The sequence below is a fragment of the Rahnella sp. CJA17(1/100) genome, from assembly GCF_963881615.1.
Classification (GTDB): Bacteria; Pseudomonadota; Gammaproteobacteria; order Enterobacterales; family Enterobacteriaceae; genus Rahnella; species Rahnella aceris.
This window is the reverse complement of record NZ_CAWOJA010000025.1, coordinates 1-21,188: the sequence shown is the minus strand read 5'-3', so window position 1 is coordinate 21,188 and position 21,188 is coordinate 1. Positions and strand designations below refer to the sequence as shown.

17 protein-coding genes, 1 pseudogene and 1 riboswitch are annotated in these 21,188 nt (G+C 51.4%); of the genes and pseudogenes, 7 read left to right on the top strand and 11 right to left on the bottom strand.

Going from position 1 to position 21,188, the window contains the following annotated elements; all coding sequences use genetic code 11:
* Positions 1-2: 2 nt before the first annotated feature.
* Together hemE and nudC are read right to left on the bottom strand one after the other, a co-directional pair.
* A complete protein-coding gene (gene hemE, locus AACU55_RS14225; RefSeq protein WP_134707099.1) occupies positions 3-1,067 on the bottom strand; it encodes a uroporphyrinogen decarboxylase in 1,065 nt (354 codons plus the stop codon).
* A gap of 71 nt (positions 1,068-1,138) precedes the next feature.
* Entirely contained in the window at positions 1,139-1,915 is a 777-nt protein-coding gene (nudC, locus tag AACU55_RS14220; protein WP_134707098.1) for an NAD(+) diphosphatase, read from the bottom strand.
* 99 nt (positions 1,916-2,014) lie between these two features.
* On the opposite strand from nudC, the gene AACU55_RS14215 reads away from it, so the two are divergent.
* The 7 genes from AACU55_RS14215 to thiH all read left to right on the top strand — a co-directional run bounded on the left by AACU55_RS14215 (position 2,015) and on the right by thiH (position 8,362).
* Entirely contained in the window at positions 2,015-2,530 is a 516-nt protein-coding gene (locus AACU55_RS14215) for an Rsd/AlgQ family anti-sigma factor (protein WP_037035722.1), read from the top strand.
* Positions 2,531-2,603: 73 nt separating this feature from the next.
* A riboswitch (TPP riboswitch) is annotated at positions 2,604-2,730 on the top strand.
* Positions 2,731-2,852: 122 nt separating this feature from the next.
* Positions 2,853-4,817 (top strand): phosphomethylpyrimidine synthase ThiC, encoded by a 1,965-nt coding sequence (gene thiC, locus AACU55_RS14210; protein ID WP_134707097.1) that lies wholly within the window; start codon positions 2,853-2,855, stop codon positions 4,815-4,817.
* Positions 4,814-5,467, top strand: coding sequence for a thiamine phosphate synthase (gene thiE, locus AACU55_RS14205; protein WP_013577403.1), 654 nt, complete (start codon positions 4,814-4,816; stop codon positions 5,465-5,467). The genes thiC and thiE overlap by 4 nt, the downstream gene beginning before the upstream one ends.
* A complete protein-coding gene (locus AACU55_RS14200) occupies positions 5,460-6,209 on the top strand; it encodes a HesA/MoeB/ThiF family protein (protein ID WP_112197870.1) in 750 nt (249 codons plus the stop codon). The genes thiE and AACU55_RS14200 overlap by 8 nt, the downstream gene beginning before the upstream one ends.
* Positions 6,206-6,406 (top strand): sulfur carrier protein ThiS, encoded by a 201-nt coding sequence (gene thiS, locus AACU55_RS14195; RefSeq protein WP_134707096.1) that lies wholly within the window; start codon positions 6,206-6,208, stop codon positions 6,404-6,406. Before AACU55_RS14200 ends, thiS begins: the two co-directional genes overlap by 4 nt.
* Position 6,407: 1 nt before the next feature.
* Entirely contained in the window at positions 6,408-7,187 is a 780-nt protein-coding gene (locus tag AACU55_RS14190; RefSeq protein WP_013577406.1) for a thiazole synthase, read from the top strand.
* The gene (gene thiH, locus AACU55_RS14185; RefSeq protein ID WP_134707095.1) at positions 7,184-8,362 is read left to right on the top strand and encodes a 2-iminoacetate synthase ThiH; all 1,179 of its coding nucleotides are present in this window, start codon (positions 7,184-7,186) and stop codon (positions 8,360-8,362) included. Before AACU55_RS14190 ends, thiH begins: the two co-directional genes overlap by 4 nt.
* Before the next feature lie 231 nt (positions 8,363-8,593).
* Here thiH and rpoC read toward each other — a convergent pair whose 3' ends face one another.
* The 9 genes and pseudogenes from rpoC to tuf form a co-directional block, all read right to left on the bottom strand.
* Entirely contained in the window at positions 8,594-12,814 is a 4,221-nt protein-coding gene (rpoC, locus tag AACU55_RS14180) for a DNA-directed RNA polymerase subunit beta' (RefSeq protein WP_013577408.1), read from the bottom strand.
* A gap of 91 nt (positions 12,815-12,905) precedes the next feature.
* The gene (rpoB, locus tag AACU55_RS14175) at positions 12,906-16,934 is read right to left on the bottom strand and encodes a DNA-directed RNA polymerase subunit beta (protein ID WP_013577409.1); all 4,029 of its coding nucleotides are present in this window, start codon (positions 16,932-16,934) and stop codon (positions 12,906-12,908) included.
* A gap of 332 nt (positions 16,935-17,266) precedes the next feature.
* The gene (gene rplL, locus AACU55_RS14170; RefSeq protein ID WP_013577410.1) at positions 17,267-17,632 is read right to left on the bottom strand and encodes a 50S ribosomal protein L7/L12; all 366 of its coding nucleotides are present in this window, start codon (positions 17,630-17,632) and stop codon (positions 17,267-17,269) included.
* Positions 17,633-17,698: 66 nt separating this feature from the next.
* Entirely contained in the window at positions 17,699-18,196 is a 498-nt protein-coding gene (gene rplJ / locus AACU55_RS14165; RefSeq protein ID WP_013577411.1) for a 50S ribosomal protein L10, read from the bottom strand.
* Between the two features lie 337 nt (positions 18,197-18,533).
* Entirely contained in the window at positions 18,534-19,238 is a 705-nt protein-coding gene (rplA, locus tag AACU55_RS14160; RefSeq protein ID WP_013577412.1) for a 50S ribosomal protein L1, read from the bottom strand.
* Between the two features lie 3 nt (positions 19,239-19,241).
* Positions 19,242-19,670: a 50S ribosomal protein L11 gene (gene rplK / locus AACU55_RS14155; RefSeq protein ID WP_013577413.1), complete on the bottom strand. Its 429-nt coding sequence runs from the start codon at positions 19,668-19,670 to the stop codon at positions 19,242-19,244.
* A gap of 178 nt (positions 19,671-19,848) precedes the next feature.
* Positions 19,849-20,394, bottom strand: coding sequence for a transcription termination/antitermination protein NusG (gene nusG / locus AACU55_RS14150; protein ID WP_013577414.1), 546 nt, complete (start codon positions 20,392-20,394; stop codon positions 19,849-19,851).
* Positions 20,394-20,777 (bottom strand): preprotein translocase subunit SecE, encoded by a 384-nt coding sequence (gene secE / locus AACU55_RS14145; RefSeq protein ID WP_013577415.1) that lies wholly within the window; start codon positions 20,775-20,777, stop codon positions 20,394-20,396. The genes nusG and secE overlap by 1 nt, the downstream gene beginning before the upstream one ends.
* 253 nt (positions 20,778-21,030) lie before the next feature.
* A pseudogene (tuf, locus tag AACU55_RS14140) lies at positions 21,031-21,188 on the bottom strand (elongation factor Tu); the annotation flags it as partial.

Below are 21,188 nucleotides of genomic sequence, written 5' to 3'. Positions count from 1 at the left end.
TTTCACTCGTGATATTGCCGGGACAGGCTATGCACCGCTTCCACAAAGGCACCCGCATTTTCCGGCGGGACATCCTGATGAATGCCGTGACCCAGATTGAACACATGACCATTGCCTTTGCCGAAACCGGCCAGAATGGCCTCCACTTCCTGTTCTATACGCACTGGCGAGGCATACAACATTGAAGGATCCATGTTGCCCTGAATCGCGACTTTGTCACCCACACGACGGCGTGCATCGGCAATATCGGTGGTCCAGTCCAGACCCAGCGCATCGCACCCCGTTGCGGCCATCGCTTCCAGCCACTGACCACCGCCTTTGGTAAACAGAGTCACCGGCACACGACGTCCTTCGTTTTCACGGATCAGACCATCAACAATTTTGTGCATATAGTTCAGGGAGAATTCGCGGTAATCGCGAGGAGTCAACACGCCGCCCCAGGTGTCAAAAATCATCACAGACTGGGCGCCCGCTTTGATCTGTGCATTAAGGTAAAGAATGACGCTGTCTGCCACTTTATCGAGTAACAGATGCATAGTCGCCGGATCGGCGTACATCATCTTTTTGATTTTGGTGAAGGCTTTACTGCTGCCCCCTTCTACCATATACGTCGCCAGCGTCCACGGGCTGCCGGAGAAACCGATAAGCGGTACTTCACCTTGCAGGTTTTTACGGATGGTACGCACGGCATTCATGACATACCCGAGTTCCATTTCAGGATCCGGAACCGGCAGTTTTTCGACATCGGCACGATTCGTCAGTGGTGAAGAAAAACGCGGGCCTTCACCGGCTTCAAAATAGAGCCCCAGCCCCATCGCATCAGGAATGGTCAGGATGTCAGAGAACAGGATCGCCGCATCCAGCGGATAGCGACGAAGCGGCTGCAAAGTCACTTCACAGGCCAGCTCGGCATTCTTGCACAGCGACATAAAATCACCGGCTTCAGCGCGGGTTGCTTTGTACTCCGGCAAATAACGACCAGCCTGACGCATCATCCAGACCGGTGTAATGTCCACTGGCTGACGTAACAAAGCACGCAGGTAACGGTCGTTTTTCAACTCATTCATTCTTGCTCTTTCCTTCAGTATTCGGGCCGCCCGACAATCATCTGACAGCATTCTATCACGTAAAATCGCCTCTACTCTTCGTGTTCGGCACGACAAAGGGCAACGGTGTCTTCAATCAGGCGGCGCGCAATCGTCCCGGGCGGCGGCAACTGCGGCAATGCATCAAAGCGATACCAGTTCGCGTTAAGCAACTCTTTCGGGTCATGTTGTATGTCGCCACTGTCGTAATCCGCCATAAATGCCATCATCAGCGAATTGGGGAACGGCCAGGGCTGGGAACTGATGTAACGGACATTTTTCACCCGGATGTTACTTTCTTCCATCACTTCACGTGCCACAGTTTCTTCCAGGGTTTCTCCGACTTCCACGAAACCCGCCAGAACCGTGTGAATACCATTACGATGACGGACATGCTGCGCAAGCAAAATCTCATCCCCCTTACGGATAGCCACAATGATGCAGGGCGCAATCTGCGGATAATAGCGTTCGCGACAGTGCCCGCAGAGTGCAGCCCACTCGGTTTTGCTGACGTGCATTTCATGTCCGCAGTAACCGCAAAACTTGTGAGAACGGTAAAACTCTGACAACTGCACGCCACGCCCGACCAACTGGAATAATCCGCGATCCTGATCCAGCAACTGACGGGCGGAAACCATATGGTTTGGCATCGTCTGACGAACCAGCCAGACAGGTTCACCCTGCCATTCGCCGATCTGCCGCGCTGTTTTACCGGTCAGAGAAAATTGTTCGGCGCTGCCAAACGGCAGTTCACCCTCAGGCAGCCATAGCTTGCCTTCCTGGCTGATGATCCACCAACCGTTGTGTTGCTCAGTAATCTGTAATTCCATAATTGTTGTTGCATAACCTCGTCGGGACTGACAATCTGAGTAAGATATTTACATATTAGTAACTTTTGGTTACTTTTTTTGTCGCTCACGGAGTCAACCATGCTAAATCGTCTGGAAAGACTGACCCAACGCGTTGGTGGCAGTAATGAGTTAGTGGATCAATGGCTGCACGCACGCAAAGAACTGCTGGTTTCGTACTGCACTTTCGTCGGTCTGAAACCCAATAAAGAAAAACATACACCTTTGAATGAAAAGGCGCTGGACAGTTTTTGCCATCATCTGGTCGACTATCTTTCTGCCGGGCATTTTCATCTCTATCCACGCATCATTGAAGAAGTCGATGGCGCAGGCAGCCCGAAAAAAGTACAGGCGGCAAAAATCTACCCTGCTCTGGAGCTGAATACTGAAGCTATCATGGCTTTCCATGACAGTTACACAGAAACTGATATTAACGATGACAATGCTTTCGCGTTTCACTATGCATTATCGGATATCGGTGAGGCATTAGATGCCCGTTTTCAACTGGAAGATCAATTAATTATCATGGCTTTTGAGCCTGCCCCGGAGAGTGTGCCACCTTCGGAAAACGAACCTGATCTCGCCAGACCGGCTTAACACGTTGCCACAATAAAACCCTGCTCAGGGTTATGGTTTTACTTGTAGTTTAAAAAAACGCCTCCTATATTGAGGCTTCTTGTCGGAGTGCCTAGCGCATAATTTTCTGTTGAGAATTACGCCAGGCTGAGACCGTTAATTCGGGATCCGCGGAACCTGATCGGGTTAGTACCCGCGAAGGGAACAAGAGTAATGTTATGCGTTCAGCGCAATCAGGCATCTGCCTGCATAAGGCCGCCCGTGCTGCACCGCCCATTTTTACTCCTGCCGTAAACCTCCTGACAAGCAATTTTCCATCACGTTTTTTTGCGAGGAATTTGCTATGTCGAGTACCCAAAAACCCGTTATTTCTGAAAAGAAACCGTCAAATCGCCGTGAACAACGCGCGCAGGCACAGTCGTTTATCGACAGCTTGCAGGGCGAAGCTTTCCCCAACTCCCGGCGTATTTATCTTGAAGCTGACCGCGAAGATATCCGCGTGCCGATGCGTGAAATCCAGCTCAGCCCGACGCTGGTCGGCGGCGGCAAAGACAATCCGCAGTTCGAAGAAAACGAAGCAATTCCTGTTTACGACACCGCCGGACCTTACGGTGATCCGGCGGCAGTTATCGACGTGCATACTGGTCTGGGAAAATTACGCGCCCGCTGGATAAACGAGCGTGCGGACACGCAGGAACTTTCACAGGTCAGTTCCGGTTTTACTCAGCAGCGGCTGGCGGACGACGGGCTGGACCACCTCCGCTTCGAACACCTGCCGCACCCGCGCAAAGCCATTGCGGGTAAAAATGTCACGCAACTGCATTACGCCCGCAAAGGCATCATCACACCTGAGATGGAATTTATCGCCATTCGCGAAAATATGGGGCGTGAACGGATCCGCGGCGAGGTTCTGCGCCAGCAACATCCCGGCGAAAGCTTTGGCGCGCATCTGCCCGCCAGTATCACTGCAGAGTTTGTGCGACAGGAAGTGGCAGCCGGGCGCGCAATTATTCCCGCCAACATTAACCACCCTGAATCAGAGCCGATGATCATCGGGCGTAATTTCCTGGTGAAAGTGAACGCTAATATCGGCAACTCGGCGGTGACATCTTCCATCGAAGAAGAAGTGGAGAAACTGGTGTGGTCGACACGCTGGGGCGCGGACACCGTAATGGATCTCTCCACCGGACGTTATATACATGAAACCCGTGAATGGATCCTGCGTAACAGTCCGGTACCGATCGGCACCGTGCCGATTTATCAGGCCCTGGAAAAAGTGAACGGTGTGGCCGAGGATCTGAACTGGGAAATATTCCGCGATACATTGCTTGAACAGGCCGAGCAAGGCGTCGATTACTTCACCATTCACGCCGGTGTGTTGCTGCGTTATGTGCCGATGACCGCCAAACGCCTGACCGGGATCGTGTCGCGCGGCGGTTCGATCATGGCGAAATGGTGTCTGTCACATCATCGCGAAAGCTTCCTGTTTGAGCATTTCCGCGAGATCTGTGAAATCTGCGCCGCCTATGATGTCTCGCTTTCATTGGGCGACGGCCTGCGTCCGGGTTCGATTCAGGATGCCAATGACGAAGCACAATTCGCCGAATTACGCACGCTGGGCGAACTGACCAAAATTGCCTGGGAATACGATGTTCAGGTGATGATCGAAGGTCCGGGACATGTGCCAATGCAGATGATCCGCCGCAACATGACCGAAGAACTCGAGCATTGTCACGAAGCCCCGTTCTATACCCTCGGTCCGCTGACTACCGATATCGCGCCAGGTTACGATCACTTTACGTCCGGTATTGGCGCCGCGATGATTGGCTGGTTTGGCTGCGCCATGCTCTGTTATGTCACGCCGAAAGAGCATCTGGGCCTGCCGAACAAAGAAGACGTTAAGCAGGGTTTGATTACCTACAAAATCGCAGCACATGCTGCCGATTTAGCTAAAGGCCATCCCGGTGCCCAAATCCGCGATAACGCCATGTCAAAAGCGCGTTTCGAATTCCGCTGGGAAGATCAGTTTAATCTGGCTCTCGATCCGGCAACGGCACGCGCCTACCACGATGAAACGCTGCCGCAGGAATCCGGCAAAGTTGCACACTTCTGCTCGATGTGTGGCCCGAAATTCTGCTCGATGAAAATCACTCAGGAAGTTCGCGATTACGCCGCTGCGCTTGAAGCCAAAGCCCAGCCAATAGAACTCGTTGAATCCGGTATGGCGCAGATGTCTGCCGAATTCCGTTCGCGCGGCGGTGAGCTTTATCACCCGGCCGATAACCTCAGTTCGGAGAGCAGCAAATGAATCCGTCCTCTCAATCCTTTCCTGCCGTTCCATTCCACCTCGGTTTATATCCGGTCGTTGATACCGTGGAATGGATTGCCCGTCTGCTGGACGCGGGCGTTAAAACACTGCAACTGCGTGTGAAAGATTTGCCTGATGAGCAAGCCGAGCCAGCAATTATTGATGCCATCGCGCTCGGTAAAAAATATCAGGCCCGGTTATTCATCAACGATTACTGGCGTCTGGCGGTCAAGCATCAGGCGTATGGGGTGCATTTGGGTCAGGAAGATCTGGATACTGCCGATCTTGAGGCTATCCGTCAGGCCGGCTTACGGCTGGGCGTTTCCACGCATGACGATGCTGAAATGGCACGCGCTGTCGCGGTGAATCCTTCGTACATCGCCCTCGGCCATATCTTCCCGACGCAGACCAAAGATATGCCTTCGGCACCGCAAGGGCTGGCAGAACTCACCCGACATGTTAAGAAGCTCGATGGCAGCTTTCCGACGGTGGCCATTGGTGGGATCAGCATCGACCGCGCGGCGTCGGTTCTCGACTGCGGCGTCGGCAGTATAGCCGTCGTCAGTGCCATTACGCAGGCGGCGGACTGGCGTGCAGCGACGGCACAACTGCTGGCCTTATGCGCCAGCAAGGTGCCGCAAGATGCTTAACGATGCGGCTTTTATGCGCTACAGCCGCCAGTTGATGCTGGAGGAATTCGGTCCGCTGGCACAGGAAAAATTACAGGCGGCGAAAGTACTGATTGTCGGCCTTGGTGGCCTCGGCTCTCCCGCAGCCTTGTACCTGGCAGCAGCAGGCGTAGGTAAGCTGATTCTGGCCGATGACGATCAATTGCATATCACCAATCTTCAGCGGCAAATCCTCTACCGTACGGCAGATCTCGATCAGCCCAAAGCCGTTCTGGCAAAGCGTGAACTGCTGCGCCTGAATCCGCTTTGCGAAGCGGTGGCAATCACGGAACGTCTGTCGGGAGAAGCATTGACCCGTGCCGTATCGGACGCCGATATCGTTCTGGATTGCAGCGATAACATGGAAACCCGGCATGCAGTTAATAAAGTTTGTGTGGATGCCGGTAAAACCTTGATCAGCGGCAGCGCCGTCGGATTCAGCGGACAACTTCTGGTTATTGAAGCCCCTTACGCTCACGGTTGTTACGCCTGTTTATATCCGGATCAGGAAACCGTACAGCGCAACTGCCGTACATCCGGCGTGCTCGGCCCGGTGGTCGGTACCATCGGTACATTGCAGGCACTGGAAGCGCTGAAGATTCTGGCTGGCCTGCCTTCTGTACTGAGCGGCAAATTACGTCTGTTCGATGGAAAAACGCAAAACTGGCGTTCACTGCAACTCACGCGTTCATCTGCCTGTGCCATCTGCGGAGGCCACGTGTGAACATTCTGATCAATGATGAACCACACCAATTCAGTCAACCGCTCACGTTACTAAACCTGCTCAATTTGCTGGCGTTAACCCCTGCAGGCAGCGCACTGGCGGTTAACCAGGTCATTATCCCCCGCGATAACTGGCCAGCTCATTTACTGGAAGACGGTGATGAGATCTTGCTCTTTCAGGCGATAGCCGGAGGCTGACATGTTAAAAATTGCTGATACCACATTCACGTCGCACCTTTTTACCGGAACAGGAAAATTCGCCAGTCCGGCGTTGATGCAACAGGCGCTTGAAGCATCTGGCTCTCAGCTGGTGACTATGGCGATGAAACGCATCGATCTGCGTCGCGGAGGTGATGATATTCTGTCTCCTCTGCAACAGCTCGGCATCCGTTTGCTGCCCAATACATCGGGCGCTAAAACAGCTGAAGAGGCAGTATTTGCCGCGCAACTGGCAAGAGAAGCACTGGGCACAAACTGGGTGAAACTTGAAATTCATCCCGACGTAAAATATCTGCTGCCCGATGCCGTTGAAACATTGAAAGCCGCAGAGATTCTGGTGAAACAGGGATTTGTTGTTTTGCCGTATTGCAGTGCAGATCCGGTGCTGTGTAAACGTCTGGAAGAAGCGGGCTGCGCCGCCGTCATGCCGCTGGGTGCGCCGATCGGTTCCAATCAGGGGCTGCAAACCCGTGATTTTCTGCAAATCATCATCGAGCAGGCTCGCATTCCGGTCGTTGTTGATGCTGGCATTGGTGCACCAAGTCAGGCCGCTGAAGCGCTGGAAATGGGGGCCGATGCCGTGCTGGTCAATACGGCGATTGCTGTCGCAGGTGATCCGGTTGCTATGGCAACGGCATTCAGGCTGGCCGTTCAGGCCGGGATTATCGCCCGTCAAAGCGGATTAGGCGGCAGACAACGACACGCCAGCGCATCCAGCCCGCTGACCGGTTTCCTCAATACCTCGCAGGTGTTGTCATGAATAACTTCACAGATGTGTGGTCAACGCTGGACTGGGATGATATTTCGCTGCGTATCAATAGCAAAACATCCCGTGATGTCGAACAGGCGCTCAGCCGCAACAAAATCAGTCGTGAAGATTTCATGGCATTGATTTCTCCCGCCGCGCTGCCTTACCTGGAACCGATGGCGCAACGCGCGCAACAACTCACGCGCCAGCGATTTGGCAATACGGTGAATTTCTTCGCGCCGTTGTATTTATCCAATCTTTGCGCCAACGAATGTACGTATTGCGGCTTTTCGATGAGCAATAGAATCAAACGTAAAACGCTGGACGAAGATGAAATCAGGCGGGAATGCGAAGCGCTGAATGCGCGTGGTTTCAAACATCTGTTGCTGGTCACCGGCGAACATAAGGGAAAGGTCGGCATGGACTATTTCCGCCGTCATTTCCCCGTGATCAGAAGCCATTTCGATTCACTGATGATTGAGGTTCAGCCGCTGCAACAGGAAGAATATGCTGAGCTGAAAACGCTGGGGCTGGATGGCGTGCTGGTTTATCAGGAAACCTATCACGCGCCTGCCTATGCTTTGCATCATCTTCGCGGACAGAAACAGGATTTCTTCTGGCGGCTGGAAACACCAGACCGGCTCGGGCGTGCGGGGATCGACAAAATCGGTTTGGGGGCACTGTTCGGACTTTCTGGCAACTGGAGGACTGACAGCTATATGGTGGCCGAACATTTGTTGTATCTGCAACAAACCTACTGGCAAAGTCGCTATTCGGTGGCGTTTCCAAGACTGCGACCTTGTACCGGTGGCATCGAACCGGCTTCCCTGCTGGAAGAAAATCAGCTCTTACAACTGATTTGCGCTTTCAGAATGCTCGCGCCGGATGTCGAGCTCTCACTGTCGACACGCGAATCTCCCTATTTCCGGGATCACGTTATTCCGCTGGCGATCAACACTGTCAGTGCAGGATCTAAAACACAGCCCGGTGGCTATGCCGATAATCATCCTGAACTTGAACAATTTGCACCGCACGACAACCGTTCACCTCAGCACGTAGCGAACGCATTGACCCGAGCCGGGCTACAACCGGTCTGGAAAGACTGGGACAGTTTTTTGGGGCGCGTCTCGCAGGAAAATGTCGCCGGATGGCAAACAAGTAAACTCTCAGGAATGCAGATTCCATAAAGTAATTTTGCCCCTCGCACCCGCAGGCCAGGAGCATTAATGTGCTTTTGCCACTGCATATTCGCAACTGGCCGGCGCCACTCATCCCGGCGCTGCTTCCAAATAGCCGGAACAGGTTATCGTCCAGTTCCCTGTTCCGGCTCCTCTTTTCAGATCGTTTCAACTCGCACACTTCAGGCAAAAAAAAACCGCTCCCGAAGGAGCGGTTCTATGCGTTTCGACAGAAGACGATTAATCGTCGCTGTTACCGAAACCTGCGTTCAGCAGTTCAGCCAGGTTAGCCGTTGCTTCATCCGCGCTGACTTGCGGTACAACTGGCACTTCGCCTTGTGCTTTACGGCGTGCACGATCCTGGTGATAAGCGTAACCGGTACCGGCTGGGATCAGACGGCCAACGATAACGTTCTCTTTCAGGCCACGCAGTTCATCACGTTTACCCGCAACAGCGGCTTCGGTAAGAACGCGCGTGGTTTCCTGGAACGACGCTGCAGAGATGAAGGATTCGGTCGCCAAAGAGGCTTTGGTGATACCGAGCAGATCACGGGTAAAGGTCGCCGTGATTTTGCCTTCAGCTTCCAGCTGGCGGTTAGCGATTTTAACGCGAGACATTTCTGCCTGCTCGCCTTCCAGGAAGTCAGTGCCACCAGCGCTAACGATGGTGCCTTTACGCAACATCTGACGAACGATAACTTCGATGTGTTTATCGTTAATCTTAACGCCTTGCAGACGGTAAACTTCCTGCACTTCGTTGGTGATGTAGCGGGTAACCGCGTGAACACCACGTAAGCGCAGAATGTCGTGCGGAGACTCAGGGCCGTCAGATACGACGTCACCACGTTCCACAACTTCGCCTTCGAACACGTTCAGCTGACGCCATTTAGGAATCATTTCTTCGTAAGCATCGCTGCCATCCAACGGAGAAATTACCAGACGACGTTTGCCTTTGGTTTCTTTACCGAAGGAGATGATCCCGCTGATTTCAGCAAGGATTGCAGGCTCTTTCGGACGACGTGCTTCGAACAGATCAGCAACGCGTGGCAGACCACCGGTGATGTCCTTGGTACCGCCGGATTCCTGAGGAATACGCGCCAGGGTGTCACCAGAGTGGATCTGAGTACCATCTTCCAGCTGAACAATCGCTTTACCAGGCAGGAAGTATTGAGCAGGCATATCAGTACCTGGGATCAATACGTCGTCGCCTTTAGCATCAACGATTTTCAGTGCAGGACGCAGGTCTTTACCGCTACCGGTACGCTCTGCAGAGTCCAGAACCACCAGAGAAGACAAACCGGTCAGGTCGTCGGTCTGGCGTGTGATGGTCTGAGTATCCACCATATCGGCAAAGCGAATGAAACCACTCACTTCACTGATAACTGGCATGGTATGCGGATCCCAGTTAGCCACGGTTTCGCCGCCGTTAACAGATGCGCCATCACCTTTGCCCATCACGGAACCGTAAGGCACTTTATAGCTTTCTTTGGTACGACCGAATTCGTCGATCAATTTCAGCTCAGTGTTACGGGAAGTGATAACCAGTTTGCCGTTAGAGTTGCTAACGTGCTTATGGTTGCTCAGTTTAATGGTACCAGTGTTCTTAACCTGGATGCTGGATTCCGCTGCCGCACGAGATGCCGCACCACCGATGTGGAACGTACGCATCGTCAGCTGGGTACCCGGCTCACCGATGGACTGTGCTGCAATAACACCGATCGCTTCACCTTTGTTGATGATGTGACCACGTGCCAGGTCGCGACCGTAGCAGTTTGCACACACACCAAAGTCGGTTTCGCAACTTACGACTGAACGTACTTTCACACTGTCGACAGAGTTCTCTTCTAACAGATCACACGTCTTCTCGTGAAGCAGGGTGTTACGTGGAACCAGGATATCCGCCGTACCCGGCTTGAGGATATCTTCTGCAGTCACACGACCCAGCACACGTTCGCGCAGTGGTTCTTTAACGTCGCCACCTTCGATGACAGGAGTCATCATGATGCCTTCGTGAGTACCACAGTCATCTTCGGTCACGACCAGATCCTGTGCCACGTCAACCAGACGACGGGTCAGATAACCGGAGTTAGCCGTTTTCAGTGCGGTATCCGCCAAACCTTTACGAGCACCGTGAGTAGAGATGAAGTACTGGAGTACGTTCAGACCTTCACGGAAGTTCGCGGTGATTGGCGTTTCAATAATGGAACCATCTGGTTTCGCCATCAGGCCACGCATACCAGCCAGCTGACGAATCTGTGCAGCAGAACCACGCGCACCGGAGTCGGCCATCATAAAGATACTGTTGAAGGAAACCTGCTGTTCAACAACACCGTCACGGTTGACGACGTCTTCAACAGACAAGTTTTCCATCATTGCCTTAGCAACACGTTCGTTGGCCGCAGCCCAGATGTCGATCACTTTGTTATAGCGTTCGCCAGCAGTGACCAGACCAGACTGGAACTGTTCCTGGATTTCAGCAACTTCGGTTTCTGCTTCTTCGATGATCTCTGCTTTCTTCGCAGGGATTACCATGTCATCGATACCTACTGACGCGCCTGAACGGGCAGCGTAAGCAAAACCGGTGTACATGATCTGGTCAGCAAAAATAACGGTCGGCTTCAGGCCCAAAATGCGGTAACAGGTGTTCAGCATTTTGGAGATAGCTTTTTTGCCCAGAGGCTGGTTGACAATCGAGAACGGCAGACCTTTTGGCACGATCATCCACAGGATGGCGCGACCGACAGTCGTGTCGATAATCGACGTCTTGTGCGTAACTTCGCCTTCGGTATTTTTGATCTCTTCGGTGATACGCACTTTGACACGCGCATGCAGAGAGGCCAGACCGCCGCGATAAATACGCTCAGCTTCTTTAGGACCGGTCAGAACCATGCCTTCGCCTTTGGCGTTAACACAGTCACGGGTCATATAGTACAGACCCAATACAACGTCCTGAGAAGGAACGATGATTGGCTCGCCGTTCGCAGGTGACAGGATGTTGTTGGTAGACATCATCAACGCACGCGCTTCCAGCTGGGCTTCCAGCGTCAACGGTACGTGAACAGCCATCTGGTCACCATCGAAGTCGGCGTTATATGCCGCACAAACCAGCGGGTGCAGCTGGATTGCTTTACCTTCGATCAGAACCGGTTCAAACGCCTGGATACCCAAACGGTGCAGGGTTGGTGCACGGTTCAGCAGTACCGGGTGTTCGCGGATAACTTCGTCCAGGATATCCCAAACGACAGCTTCTTCGCGCTCAACCATTTTCTTAGCGGCTTTGATGGTGGTGGCCAGGCCACGCAGTTCCAGCTTGCCGTAAATGAACGGTTTGAACAGTTCCAGTGCCATTTTCTTCGGCAGACCACACTGGTGCAGACGCAGGTATGGACCTACGGTGATAACGGAACGACCCGAGTAGTCGACACGTTTACCCAGCAGGTTCTGACGGAAACGACCCTGTTTACCTTTAATCATGTCTGCCAGAGATTTCAGCGGACGCTTGTTTGAGCCGGTGATTGCACGACCGCGACGGCCGTTATCCAGCAAAGCATCTACCGCTTCTTGCAGCATACGTTTTTCGTTACGTACGATGATGTCTGGCGCAGCCAGATCCAGCAGGCGTTTCAGACGGTTGTTACGGTTGATAACGCGACGATACAGATCGTTCAGATCTGACGTTGCGAAACGGCCGCCGTCCAACGGAACCAATGGACGCAAGTCTGGCGGCAGTACCGGCAGCACAGTCAGGATCATCCACTCTGGTTTGTTACCAGACTGAACGAACGCTTCCAGCAGCTTGATACGCTTGGTCAGCTTCTTACGTTTGGTTTCGGAGTTGGTTTCGTTCAACTCTTCACGCAGTTGCTCGCACTCTGCTTCCAGGTCCATGTTTTTCAACAGAGCCTGAATTGCTTCCGCACCCATCTTCGCGTCGAACTCATCACCAAACTCTTCCAACGCATCCAGATACTGCTCTTCAGTCAGGATCTGGCGTTTTTCGAGGTTAGTCATGCCGCCTTCGATAACCACATAGGATTCGAAGTACAGAACACGTTCGATGTCACGCAGTGGCATATCCAGCAGCAAACCGATGCGCGATGGCAGCGATTTCAGGAACCAGATGTGTGCAGTCGGGGAAGCCAGTTCGATGTGGCCCATACGCTCACGGCGTACTTTAGTCTGGGTCACTTCAACGCCGCACTTCTCGCAGATCACGCCGCGATGTTTTAAACGCTTGTACTTACCGCACAGGCATTCGTAGTCTTTTACTGGTCCGAAAATACGGGCACAGAAAAGGCCGTCACGTTCTGGTTTGAACGTACGGTAGTTAATGGTTTCTGGCTTCTTAACTTCACCAAAAGACCAAGAACGGATCATGTCTGGCGATGCCAGAGCAATTTTGATCGCATCAAACTCTTCGGTCTTAGTTTGCGCTTTCAGAAACTTTAGTAAGTCTTTCACGGATTGGCTCCCGTCGGGTTAGACCTGTTAGGCACCTGGTCTGTATTGATTAACAGGCAGGTGCCCCTGTGATCAGTGCGAATTCGAGTACTTACTCGTCTTCCAGCTCGATGTTGATACCCAGAGAACGGATTTCTTTCAACAGTACGTTGAAGGATTCCGGCATGCCTGGTTCCATACGATGATCGCCATCTACGATGTTTTTATACATCTTAGTACGGCCATTCACGTCATCGGACTTAACAGTCAGCATTTCCTGCAGGGTATATGCGGCACCATATGCTTCCAGTGCCCACACTTCCATCTCACCGAAGCGCTGACCACCGAACTGAGCTTTACCACCCAGCGGCTGCTGAGTAACAAGGCTGTAAGAACCGGTAGAACGCGCGTGCATCTTATCGTCAACAAGGTGGTTCAGTTTCAGCATGTACATGTAGCCGACGGTAACCTGACGTTCGAATTGCTCGCCGGTACGGCCGTCAAACAGTGTGATCTGACCAGAGGTTGGGATTCCGCCCATTTCAAGCAGTTGCTTGATCTCTGTCTCTTTCGCACCGTCGAAGACTGGTGTCGCGATTGGCATACCTTTTTTCAGGTTCTCAGCCAGACGCAATACTTCGTCATCGGTAAAGGTGGTCAGATCCACTTTCTGACGTACGTCGTCGCCCAGATCATAGGCACGCTGGATGAACTCGCGCAGCTTAGAAACTTCTTCCTGTTTCTTCAGCATGGCATTGATTTTTTCACCAATACCTTTCGCGGCCATACCCAGGTGGGTTTCCAAAATCTGACCAATGTTCATACGTGATGGAACGCCCAGCGGGTTCAGTACGATATCAACAGGAGTCCCGTTTTCATCGTAAGGCATATCTTCGATCGGGTTGATCTTGGAGATAACACCTTTGTTACCGTGGCGGCCTGCCATTTTGTCACCAGGCTGGATTTGACGTTTAACGGCCAAATACACTTTAACGATTTTCAGCACACCTGGTGCCAGATCATCGCCCTGAGTGATTTTACGACGCTTAGCTTCGAGTTTTTTCTCAAACTCGGATTTCAGTTCGTCGTACTGTTCAGCAAGCTGTTCCAACTGATTCTGTTTGTCTTCGTCAGTCAGTGACAGTTCTAACCAACGATCGCGAGGCAATTTGCCCAGCTTGTCAGCTTCAACACCGCCAGCAACCAGCGCAGACTGGATACGTGCAAACAGACCGGCTTCCAGGATCTGCAGTTCTTCAGTCAGGTCTTTCTTCGCCTGCTTCAGCTGCATCTCTTCGATTTCCAACGCACGCTTGTCTTTTTCCACGCCATCGCGGGTGAAGACTTGCACGTCGATAACCGTACCGGACACGCCGTTTGGTACACGCAGAGAAGAGTCTTTAACGTCAGACGCTTTCTCACCGAAGATCGCACGCAGCAGTTTCTCTTCCGGCGTCAGTTGGGTTTCACCTTTAGGCGTCACCTTACCCACCAGAATGTCACCACCGGTCACTTCAGCACCGATATAAACGATACCGGATTCATCCAGTTTGGAGAGCGCAGCTTCACCCACGTTAGGGATGTCAGCGGTGATCTCTTCAGGCCCTAACTTGGTGTCACGGGACACACATGCCAGTTCCTGGATATGGATGGTCGTGAAGCGGTCTTCCTGCACAACACGTTCGGAGACCAAGATGGAGTCTTCGAAGTTGTAACCGTTCCAAGGCATGAACGCGACACGCATGTTCTGACCCAGAGCCAGTTCGCCAAGATCTGTAGACGGACCATCTGCCAGCACGTCGCCGCGCTCGATTGGCTCGCCCAGATTCACACACGGCATCTGGTTGATGCAGGTGTTCTGGTTAGAACGGGTGTATTTGGTCAGGTTATAAATGTCGATACCTGCTTCGCCCGGGTACATCTCTTCTTCGTTAACACGAATAACGATACGGGATGCATCCACGTACTGAACAATACCGCCACGTTTGGCTACGGCAGTCACACCGGAGTCAACTGCTACAGCACGTTCCATACCAGTACCTACCAGCGGCTTATCAGCGCGCAGAGTCGGAACTGCCTGACGTTGCATGTTCGCACCCATCAATGCACGGTTGGCGTCATCGTGTTCCAGGAATGGAATCAATGAAGCACCAACGGATACAACCTGTTGGGTGGAAACGTCCATGTAGTCAACCTGATCGCGGCTGAAGAGGCTTGATTCGCCTTTGCTACGACAAGTGACCAGGTCTTCAATGAAGCGCCCTTCTTCGTCCAGGTTGGAGTTCGCCTGAGCGATTACGAAGTTGCCTTCTTCAATGGCAGACAGATAGTTGATTTCATCAGTCACCAGACCATCACGCACGCGACGGTAAGGGGTTTCCAGGAAACCGTACTCATTGGTCTGTGCATAGACAGACAAGGAGTTGATCAGACCGATGTTTGGACCTTCTGGCGTTTCGATTGGACATACGCGACCGTAGTGAGTCGGGTGTACGTCTCGAACTTCAAAGCCAGCACGTTCACGGGTCAAACCGCCCGGGCCCAATGCAGAGATACGACGCTTATGCGTGATCTCAGACAACGGGTTGTTCTGGTCCATAAATTGTGACAACTGGCTTGAGCCGAAGAATTCTTTCACCGCAGCCGAAATCGGCTTAGCGTTGATCATATCCTGAGGCATCAGTGTGTCGAGATCGCCCAGAGACAGACGCTCTTTAACAGCACGCTCAACACGAACCAGACCAACACGGAATTGGTTTTCAGCCATTTCGCCGACGGAACGAATACGACGGTTGCCCAAGTGGTCGATATCATCCACTTCGCCCTGGCCGTTACGAATGCCGATCAGCTTTTTCATTACCTGAATGATGTCGTCTTTGCTCAGGATACCTGAACCTTCGATTTCATCACGCAACAGAGAACGGTTGAACTTCATACGACCTACAGCAGACAGGTCGTAACGATCTTCAGAGAAGAACAGGTTCTCAAACAGGCTTTCCGCCGCTTCACGCGTTGGTGGCTCACCAGGACGCATCATTCGGTAGATCTCAACCAGTGCGCTCAGGCGATCGCTGGTTGGGTCGACGCGAATGGTCTCGGACATGTACGCGCCATGATCGAGGTCGTTGGTGAACAGCGTTTCAATGGTTTTGTGACCGGACTGGCTCAGTTTAGCAAGCAGGTCCAGAGACAATTCCATGTTAGCCGGGACGATCAGCTCACCGGTATTGGTGTCGATGTAGTCTTTAGAGACCACTTTCCCTGCGATGTATTCAACAGGAACTTCGATGCGCTGAATTTCGTCTTTTTCAAGCTGACGAATATGACGGGCTGTGATGCGGCGGCCTTTTTCTACATAGACTTTGCCGTCAGCTTCGATATCAAAGGAAGCTGTTTCACCACGCAGGCGCTCAGGTACCAGTTCCATCTGCAACTTGTTGTCGCGGATCTGGTAAGTCACCTTGTCAAAGAACAGGTCAAGGATCTGTTCAGTCGTGTAATTTAATGCACGCAGAATGATGGTCGCAGGCAATTTACGGCGACGGTCAATACGTACAAACAGGTTGTCTTTCGGATCAAACTCGAAATCTAACCATGAACCGCGGTAAGGGATGATACGCGCGTTATAAAGCACTTTACCCGAAGAGTGGGTTTTACCCTTATCGCTGTCGAAGAATACGCCCGGACTACGGTGCAGCTGAGATACGATAACCCTCTCAGTACCGTTAATCACAAAGGTACCATTTTCGGTCATGAGCGGAATTTCGCCCATATAGACTTCTTGTTCCTTGATGTCTTTGACCGTACCTTCTGGTGCTTCACGTTCGTAGATTACCAGGCGCAGTTTTACGCGCAGTGGCGCGGAGAACGTCACACCACGGATCTGGCATTCTTTAACGTCGAATACAGGCTCACCAAGACGGTAGCTAACGTATTGCAGCTCAGAGTTACCGCTGTAGCTCTTGATAGGGAATACAGAACGGAATGCTGCTTCCAGACCGTACTGGCCTTCCGGATCTTGCTCGATAAACTTCTGGAACGAGTCAAGCTGGATAGAAAGGAGATATGGAATGTCCAAAACTTGTGGACGTTTACCAAAATCCTTACGAATGCGTTTTTTCTCGGTATAGGAGTAAACCATAGGGTTCCTCAGCTCGCTGATCAGTGACCCAATCTTGTCTGCCCTGAGAAGGACAGTTCATGCAACACCGTTTATGTCGACCGGAAAGCAGAAACGCTTCCCGCAATATCTGTTTTCTACCACTCTTAAATCATTTCGTTGTGCGTTATCTGTAGATGAGCTACAGCAAGAGGCAACAATATATTAAGGCGTCTATAGAAAGAGATATTAGAGTAGTTCAGTGCTCAAACAGTGTGAAACACCACTGACACTCTATAGCGCAAAAAGGCTGGTGACTAAAAAGTCACCAGCCATCAGCCTGTTAGGACAGGCTGCACTCCGGGAAGTTAAACTTACTTAACTTCAACAGAAGCACCAGCTTCTTCCAGAGATTTTTTCAGAGCTTCAGCGTCGTCTTTGCTGATGCCTTCTTTCAGAGCTGCTGGAGCAGACTCAACCAGGTCTTTCGCTTCTTTCAGACCCAGGCCAGTCGCGGTGCGAACAGCTTTGATAACTGCAACTTTGTTCGCGCCAACAGCGGCCAGAACAACGTCGAACTCAGTTTTTTCTTCAACAGCTTCAGCAGCAGCAGCAGGACCTGCAACAGCAGCAGCAGCAGAAACGCCGAATTTTTCTTCCATAGCGGAGATCAGTTCAACGATTTCCATTACAGACAGAGCTGCAACGCCTTCAATGATTTGTTCTTTAGTGATTGACATTTCAAGTGTTCCTAGAATTCAGAAATAGTTTATACGTAAGCAAATGAACGAGATAAAAAAGGCTGATTAAGCAGCTTCTTTCTGATCGCGTACAGCAGCCAGAGTGCGAACCAATTTGCCTGCAGAGGCTTCTTTCATGGTTGCCATCAGGCGTGCGATTGCTTCTTCGTAAGTAGGCAGAGTTGCCAAGCGGTCAATTTGAGCCGCAGAGATAAACTCACCTTCAAAGGCCGCAGCTTTAACCTCAAATTTTGCATTCGCTTTAGCGAAATCTTTGAACAAACGGGCAGCAGCGCCTGGATGTTCAGTAGAGAATGCAATCAAGGTTGGACCGACAAACGTGTCTTTCAGGCATTCAAACTGAGTACCTTCTACGACGCGACGCATCAAGGTGTTGCGAACAACACGCATGTAAACGCCAGCTTCACGACCTGCTTTACGCAGTTCAGTCATTTTATCTACAGTTACGCCACGAGAATCCGCAACAACCGCAGACAGCGCGCCTTTGGCTACTTCGATGACTTCAGCAACAATCGCTTGTTTGTCTTGAAGATTTAATGCCATTAGCTTTTTGCTCCTGGATTTAGCCGGGGAAAACCCCCGGAACTCACATCACTTGTCATCGAGAATCGATAATAAGCGTTCAAACACGGTGAGCAGAGAATCCAGCAAAGACAAATCTTAATTCTTTATAAAAAAGACAAAGAAATATTTTCTTCAGGCTCTGTCACCGTCTACGCAGGAAGGATTAAGCCCCTTTCAGGACACCTGCGGTCTTGGACGGAGGTCTGGATAGGCCAGACTCCAACCGAAAAATCTTGGTTTCGCATTAACGAAACAACGGGCCATAGATTCTAGACAAATCTATCGCCCGCGTAAAGCGATAAACGTCAGCAGTTAATTAGCTAACTGTTGCGCTCAGGCCGCTTTGATCAACAGAAAGACCCGCACCCATGGTAGTGGACAGACTTACTTTCTTGATGAAAACGCCTTTAGCCTGGGAAGGCTTCGCTTTTTTCAGAGCGACCAACAGAGCTTCCAGGTTTTCTTTCAGCTTGTCGGATTCGAAATCAACCTTACCGATAGTGGTATGGATGATGCCGTTTTTGTCGTTACGGTAACGAACCTGGCCTGCTTTAGCGTTCTTAACCGCTTCAGCAACGTTAGGCGTTACAGTACCAACTTTCGGGTTAGGCATCAGACCGCGTGGGCCCAGAACCTGACCTAATTGGCCAACAACGCGCATTGCATCTGGAGATGCGATTACAACGTCGAAGTTCATTTCGCCTTTTTTGATCAGATCAGCCAGATCTTCCATACCTACCAGTTCAGCGCCTGCAGCTTTAGCAGCTTCAGCGTTTGCACCTTGGGTGAAGACGGCAACGCGAACAGAACGACCGGTGCCGTGTGGCAGTACGGTTGCGCCGCGAACGTTTTGATCTGATTTACGAGCGTCGATGCCGAGGTTAACAGCAACGTCAACGCTTTCTACGAATTTAGCAGTGGCCAGCTCTTTGAGCAGAGCAACGGCTTCGGTGATGTCATACTGTTTAGTAGCATCAACTTTGTCACGGATCACGCGCATGCGCTTGGTCAGCTTAGCCATTTATTAATCCTCCACTACCAGGCCCATGGAACGAGCAGTACCTTCGATGGAGCGAGTCATCGCTTCAACGTCAGAACCGGTCATGTCCGCAGCTTTGGTTTCTGCGATTTCACGAACCTGAGCACTCGTTACTTTACCCACTTTGTCTTTGTTCGGCTTGCCGGAACCAGACTTGATACCAGCCGCTTTCTTCAGCAGTACTGCTGCAGGAGGGGTTTTGGTAACGAAGGTGAAAGAACGGTCAGAATAAACAGTAATAACAACAGGAATTGGCAGGCCTTTTTCCATGCTATCAGTCTTAGCATTGAACGCCTTACAGAATTCCATGATGTTCACACCCTGCTGACCCAAAGCTGGACCAACTGGCGGACTTGGGTTTGCCATACCAGCTGCAACTTGCAGCTTAACGTAGGCTTGTACTTTCTTGGCCATGGTAAATATCCTCGTTTGGGTGATATCGCCTGTTTGAAGAGGCTCCCCGTTATTTACAGTACTTTGTTCTTTATAATTTATGTGCTGAGACTGCACATAAAAACAAAAGGCGCGAAATTATAGTTCAATTTCGCGCCTTGTACAACATCCGTTCTAATGAATGTTTAGAACGTTGTTGTTAGCCTTTTTCAACCTGACCGAAGTCCAGTTCAACCGGTGTTGCACGGCCAAAAATGGAAACAGACACTTTCAGGCGACTTTTCTCGTAATCAACTTCTTCGACCACACCATTGAAGTCCGCAAACGGACCGTCATTAACACGTACCAGTTCACCTGGTTCGAACAACGTTTTAGGACGTGGTTTATCACCCACTTGTTGCAGGCGATTCATGATCGCATCAACTTCTTTATCGCTGATTGGTGCAGGACGATCTGACGTTCCGCCAATGAAGCCCATAACACGAGGAACGCTGCGAACTAAGTGCCAGCTGGCGTCATTCATCACCATCTGTACCAGCACATAACCTGGGAAGAATTTACGTTCGCTTTTACGGCGCAGGCCACCACGAATCTCAACCACTTCTTCGGTTGGAACCATGACTTCACCAAACAGTTCTTCCATGTCATGTAATTTGATGTGCTCACGCAGCGATTGTGCTACGCGGCCTTCAAAGCCAGAAAACGCCTGAACGACGTACCAACGTTTTTTAGGTGCTTCAGACATTAGAACCTCAAGCCAGTAATGAAAGATACCAGGCGGACTAAAATACCATCCAGCCCCCACAGAATCAGTGACATAACGGCAGTTACCGCAGCAACGATCAGTGTGGTATGCAATGTTTCCTGGCGCGTTGGCCAAATGACTTTACGTACTTCAGTACGCGCTTCACGAGCAAACGCGACCGTCGCTTTGCCTTTAGTGGTCAGTAAAGCCACTGCGCCTGCAATTGCGATAATAACAACTACGGCTAACGCGCGTAACGGCAGGCTGTATGCACGGTAATAATAGTTACCGACAATAGCTACAACCAACAAAACGGCAACAATCAGCCACTTTACCGCTTCCAGGCCGCGCCCGCTCCCTTGAGCCTCGGTATTCGCACTCATAAACCAACCCGTCACAATGATTCAGAACAAACAACTTTGCCTCGCATTGCGAGGCAAACCAAACCGATCGATGCTCTACTTGAGCGCAATTCGGTGTTTTACGCTATATCTCAGAGCCTATCTCACCAGTGATTATGACGTATAAATCGCTGATGAGATAGGTTCTAGCGCCACAGCGTAGAAAAAAGGGCATCGAATGATGCCCTTTTAGTGTGTATTACGTCAACGAATAGTGACAAAAAACTATCAGCGATTAAGCGATAACTTTAGCAACAACACCAGCACCTACAGTACGGCCGCCTTCACGGATTGCGAAACGCAGACCGTCATCCATCGCGATTGGGTGGATCAGGGTAACAACCATGTTCACGTTGTCACCAGGCATAACCATCTCAACGCCTTCTGGCAGTT

What these genes read in the sequence shown, in the direction of transcription:
- hemE (WP_134707099.1), bottom strand. Translation starts at nt 1,067, where the DNA reads ATGAATGAGTTGAAAAACGACCGTTACCTGCGTGCTTTGTTACGTCAG.
- nudC (WP_134707098.1), bottom strand. Translation starts at nt 1,915, where the DNA reads ATGGAATTACAGATTACTGAGCAACACAACGGTTGGTGGATCATCAGC.
- AACU55_RS14215 (WP_037035722.1), top strand. Translation starts at nt 2,015, where the DNA reads ATGCTAAATCGTCTGGAAAGACTGACCCAACGCGTTGGTGGCAGTAAT.
- thiC (WP_134707097.1), top strand. Translation starts at nt 2,853, where the DNA reads ATGTCGAGTACCCAAAAACCCGTTATTTCTGAAAAGAAACCGTCAAAT.
- thiE (WP_013577403.1), top strand. Translation starts at nt 4,814, where the DNA reads ATGAATCCGTCCTCTCAATCCTTTCCTGCCGTTCCATTCCACCTCGGT.
- AACU55_RS14200 (WP_112197870.1), top strand. Translation starts at nt 5,460, where the DNA reads ATGCTTAACGATGCGGCTTTTATGCGCTACAGCCGCCAGTTGATGCTG.
- AACU55_RS14190 (WP_013577406.1), top strand. Translation starts at nt 6,408, where the DNA reads ATGTTAAAAATTGCTGATACCACATTCACGTCGCACCTTTTTACCGGA.
- thiH (WP_134707095.1), top strand. Translation starts at nt 7,184, where the DNA reads ATGAATAACTTCACAGATGTGTGGTCAACGCTGGACTGGGATGATATT.
- rpoB (WP_013577409.1), bottom strand. Translation starts at nt 16,934, where the DNA reads ATGGTTTACTCCTATACCGAGAAAAAACGCATTCGTAAGGATTTTGGT.
- rplL (WP_013577410.1), bottom strand. Translation starts at nt 17,632, where the DNA reads ATGTCAATCACTAAAGAACAAATCATTGAAGGCGTTGCAGCTCTGTCT.
- rplJ (WP_013577411.1), bottom strand. Translation starts at nt 18,196, where the DNA reads ATGGCATTAAATCTTCAAGACAAACAAGCGATTGTTGCTGAAGTCATC.
- rplA (WP_013577412.1), bottom strand. Translation starts at nt 19,238, where the DNA reads ATGGCTAAGCTGACCAAGCGCATGCGCGTGATCCGTGACAAAGTTGAT.
- rplK (WP_013577413.1), bottom strand. Translation starts at nt 19,670, where the DNA reads ATGGCCAAGAAAGTACAAGCCTACGTTAAGCTGCAAGTTGCAGCTGGT.
- nusG (WP_013577414.1), bottom strand. Translation starts at nt 20,394, where the DNA reads ATGTCTGAAGCACCTAAAAAACGTTGGTACGTCGTTCAGGCGTTTTCT.
- secE (WP_013577415.1), bottom strand. Translation starts at nt 20,777, where the DNA reads ATGAGTGCGAATACCGAGGCTCAAGGGAGCGGGCGCGGCCTGGAAGCG.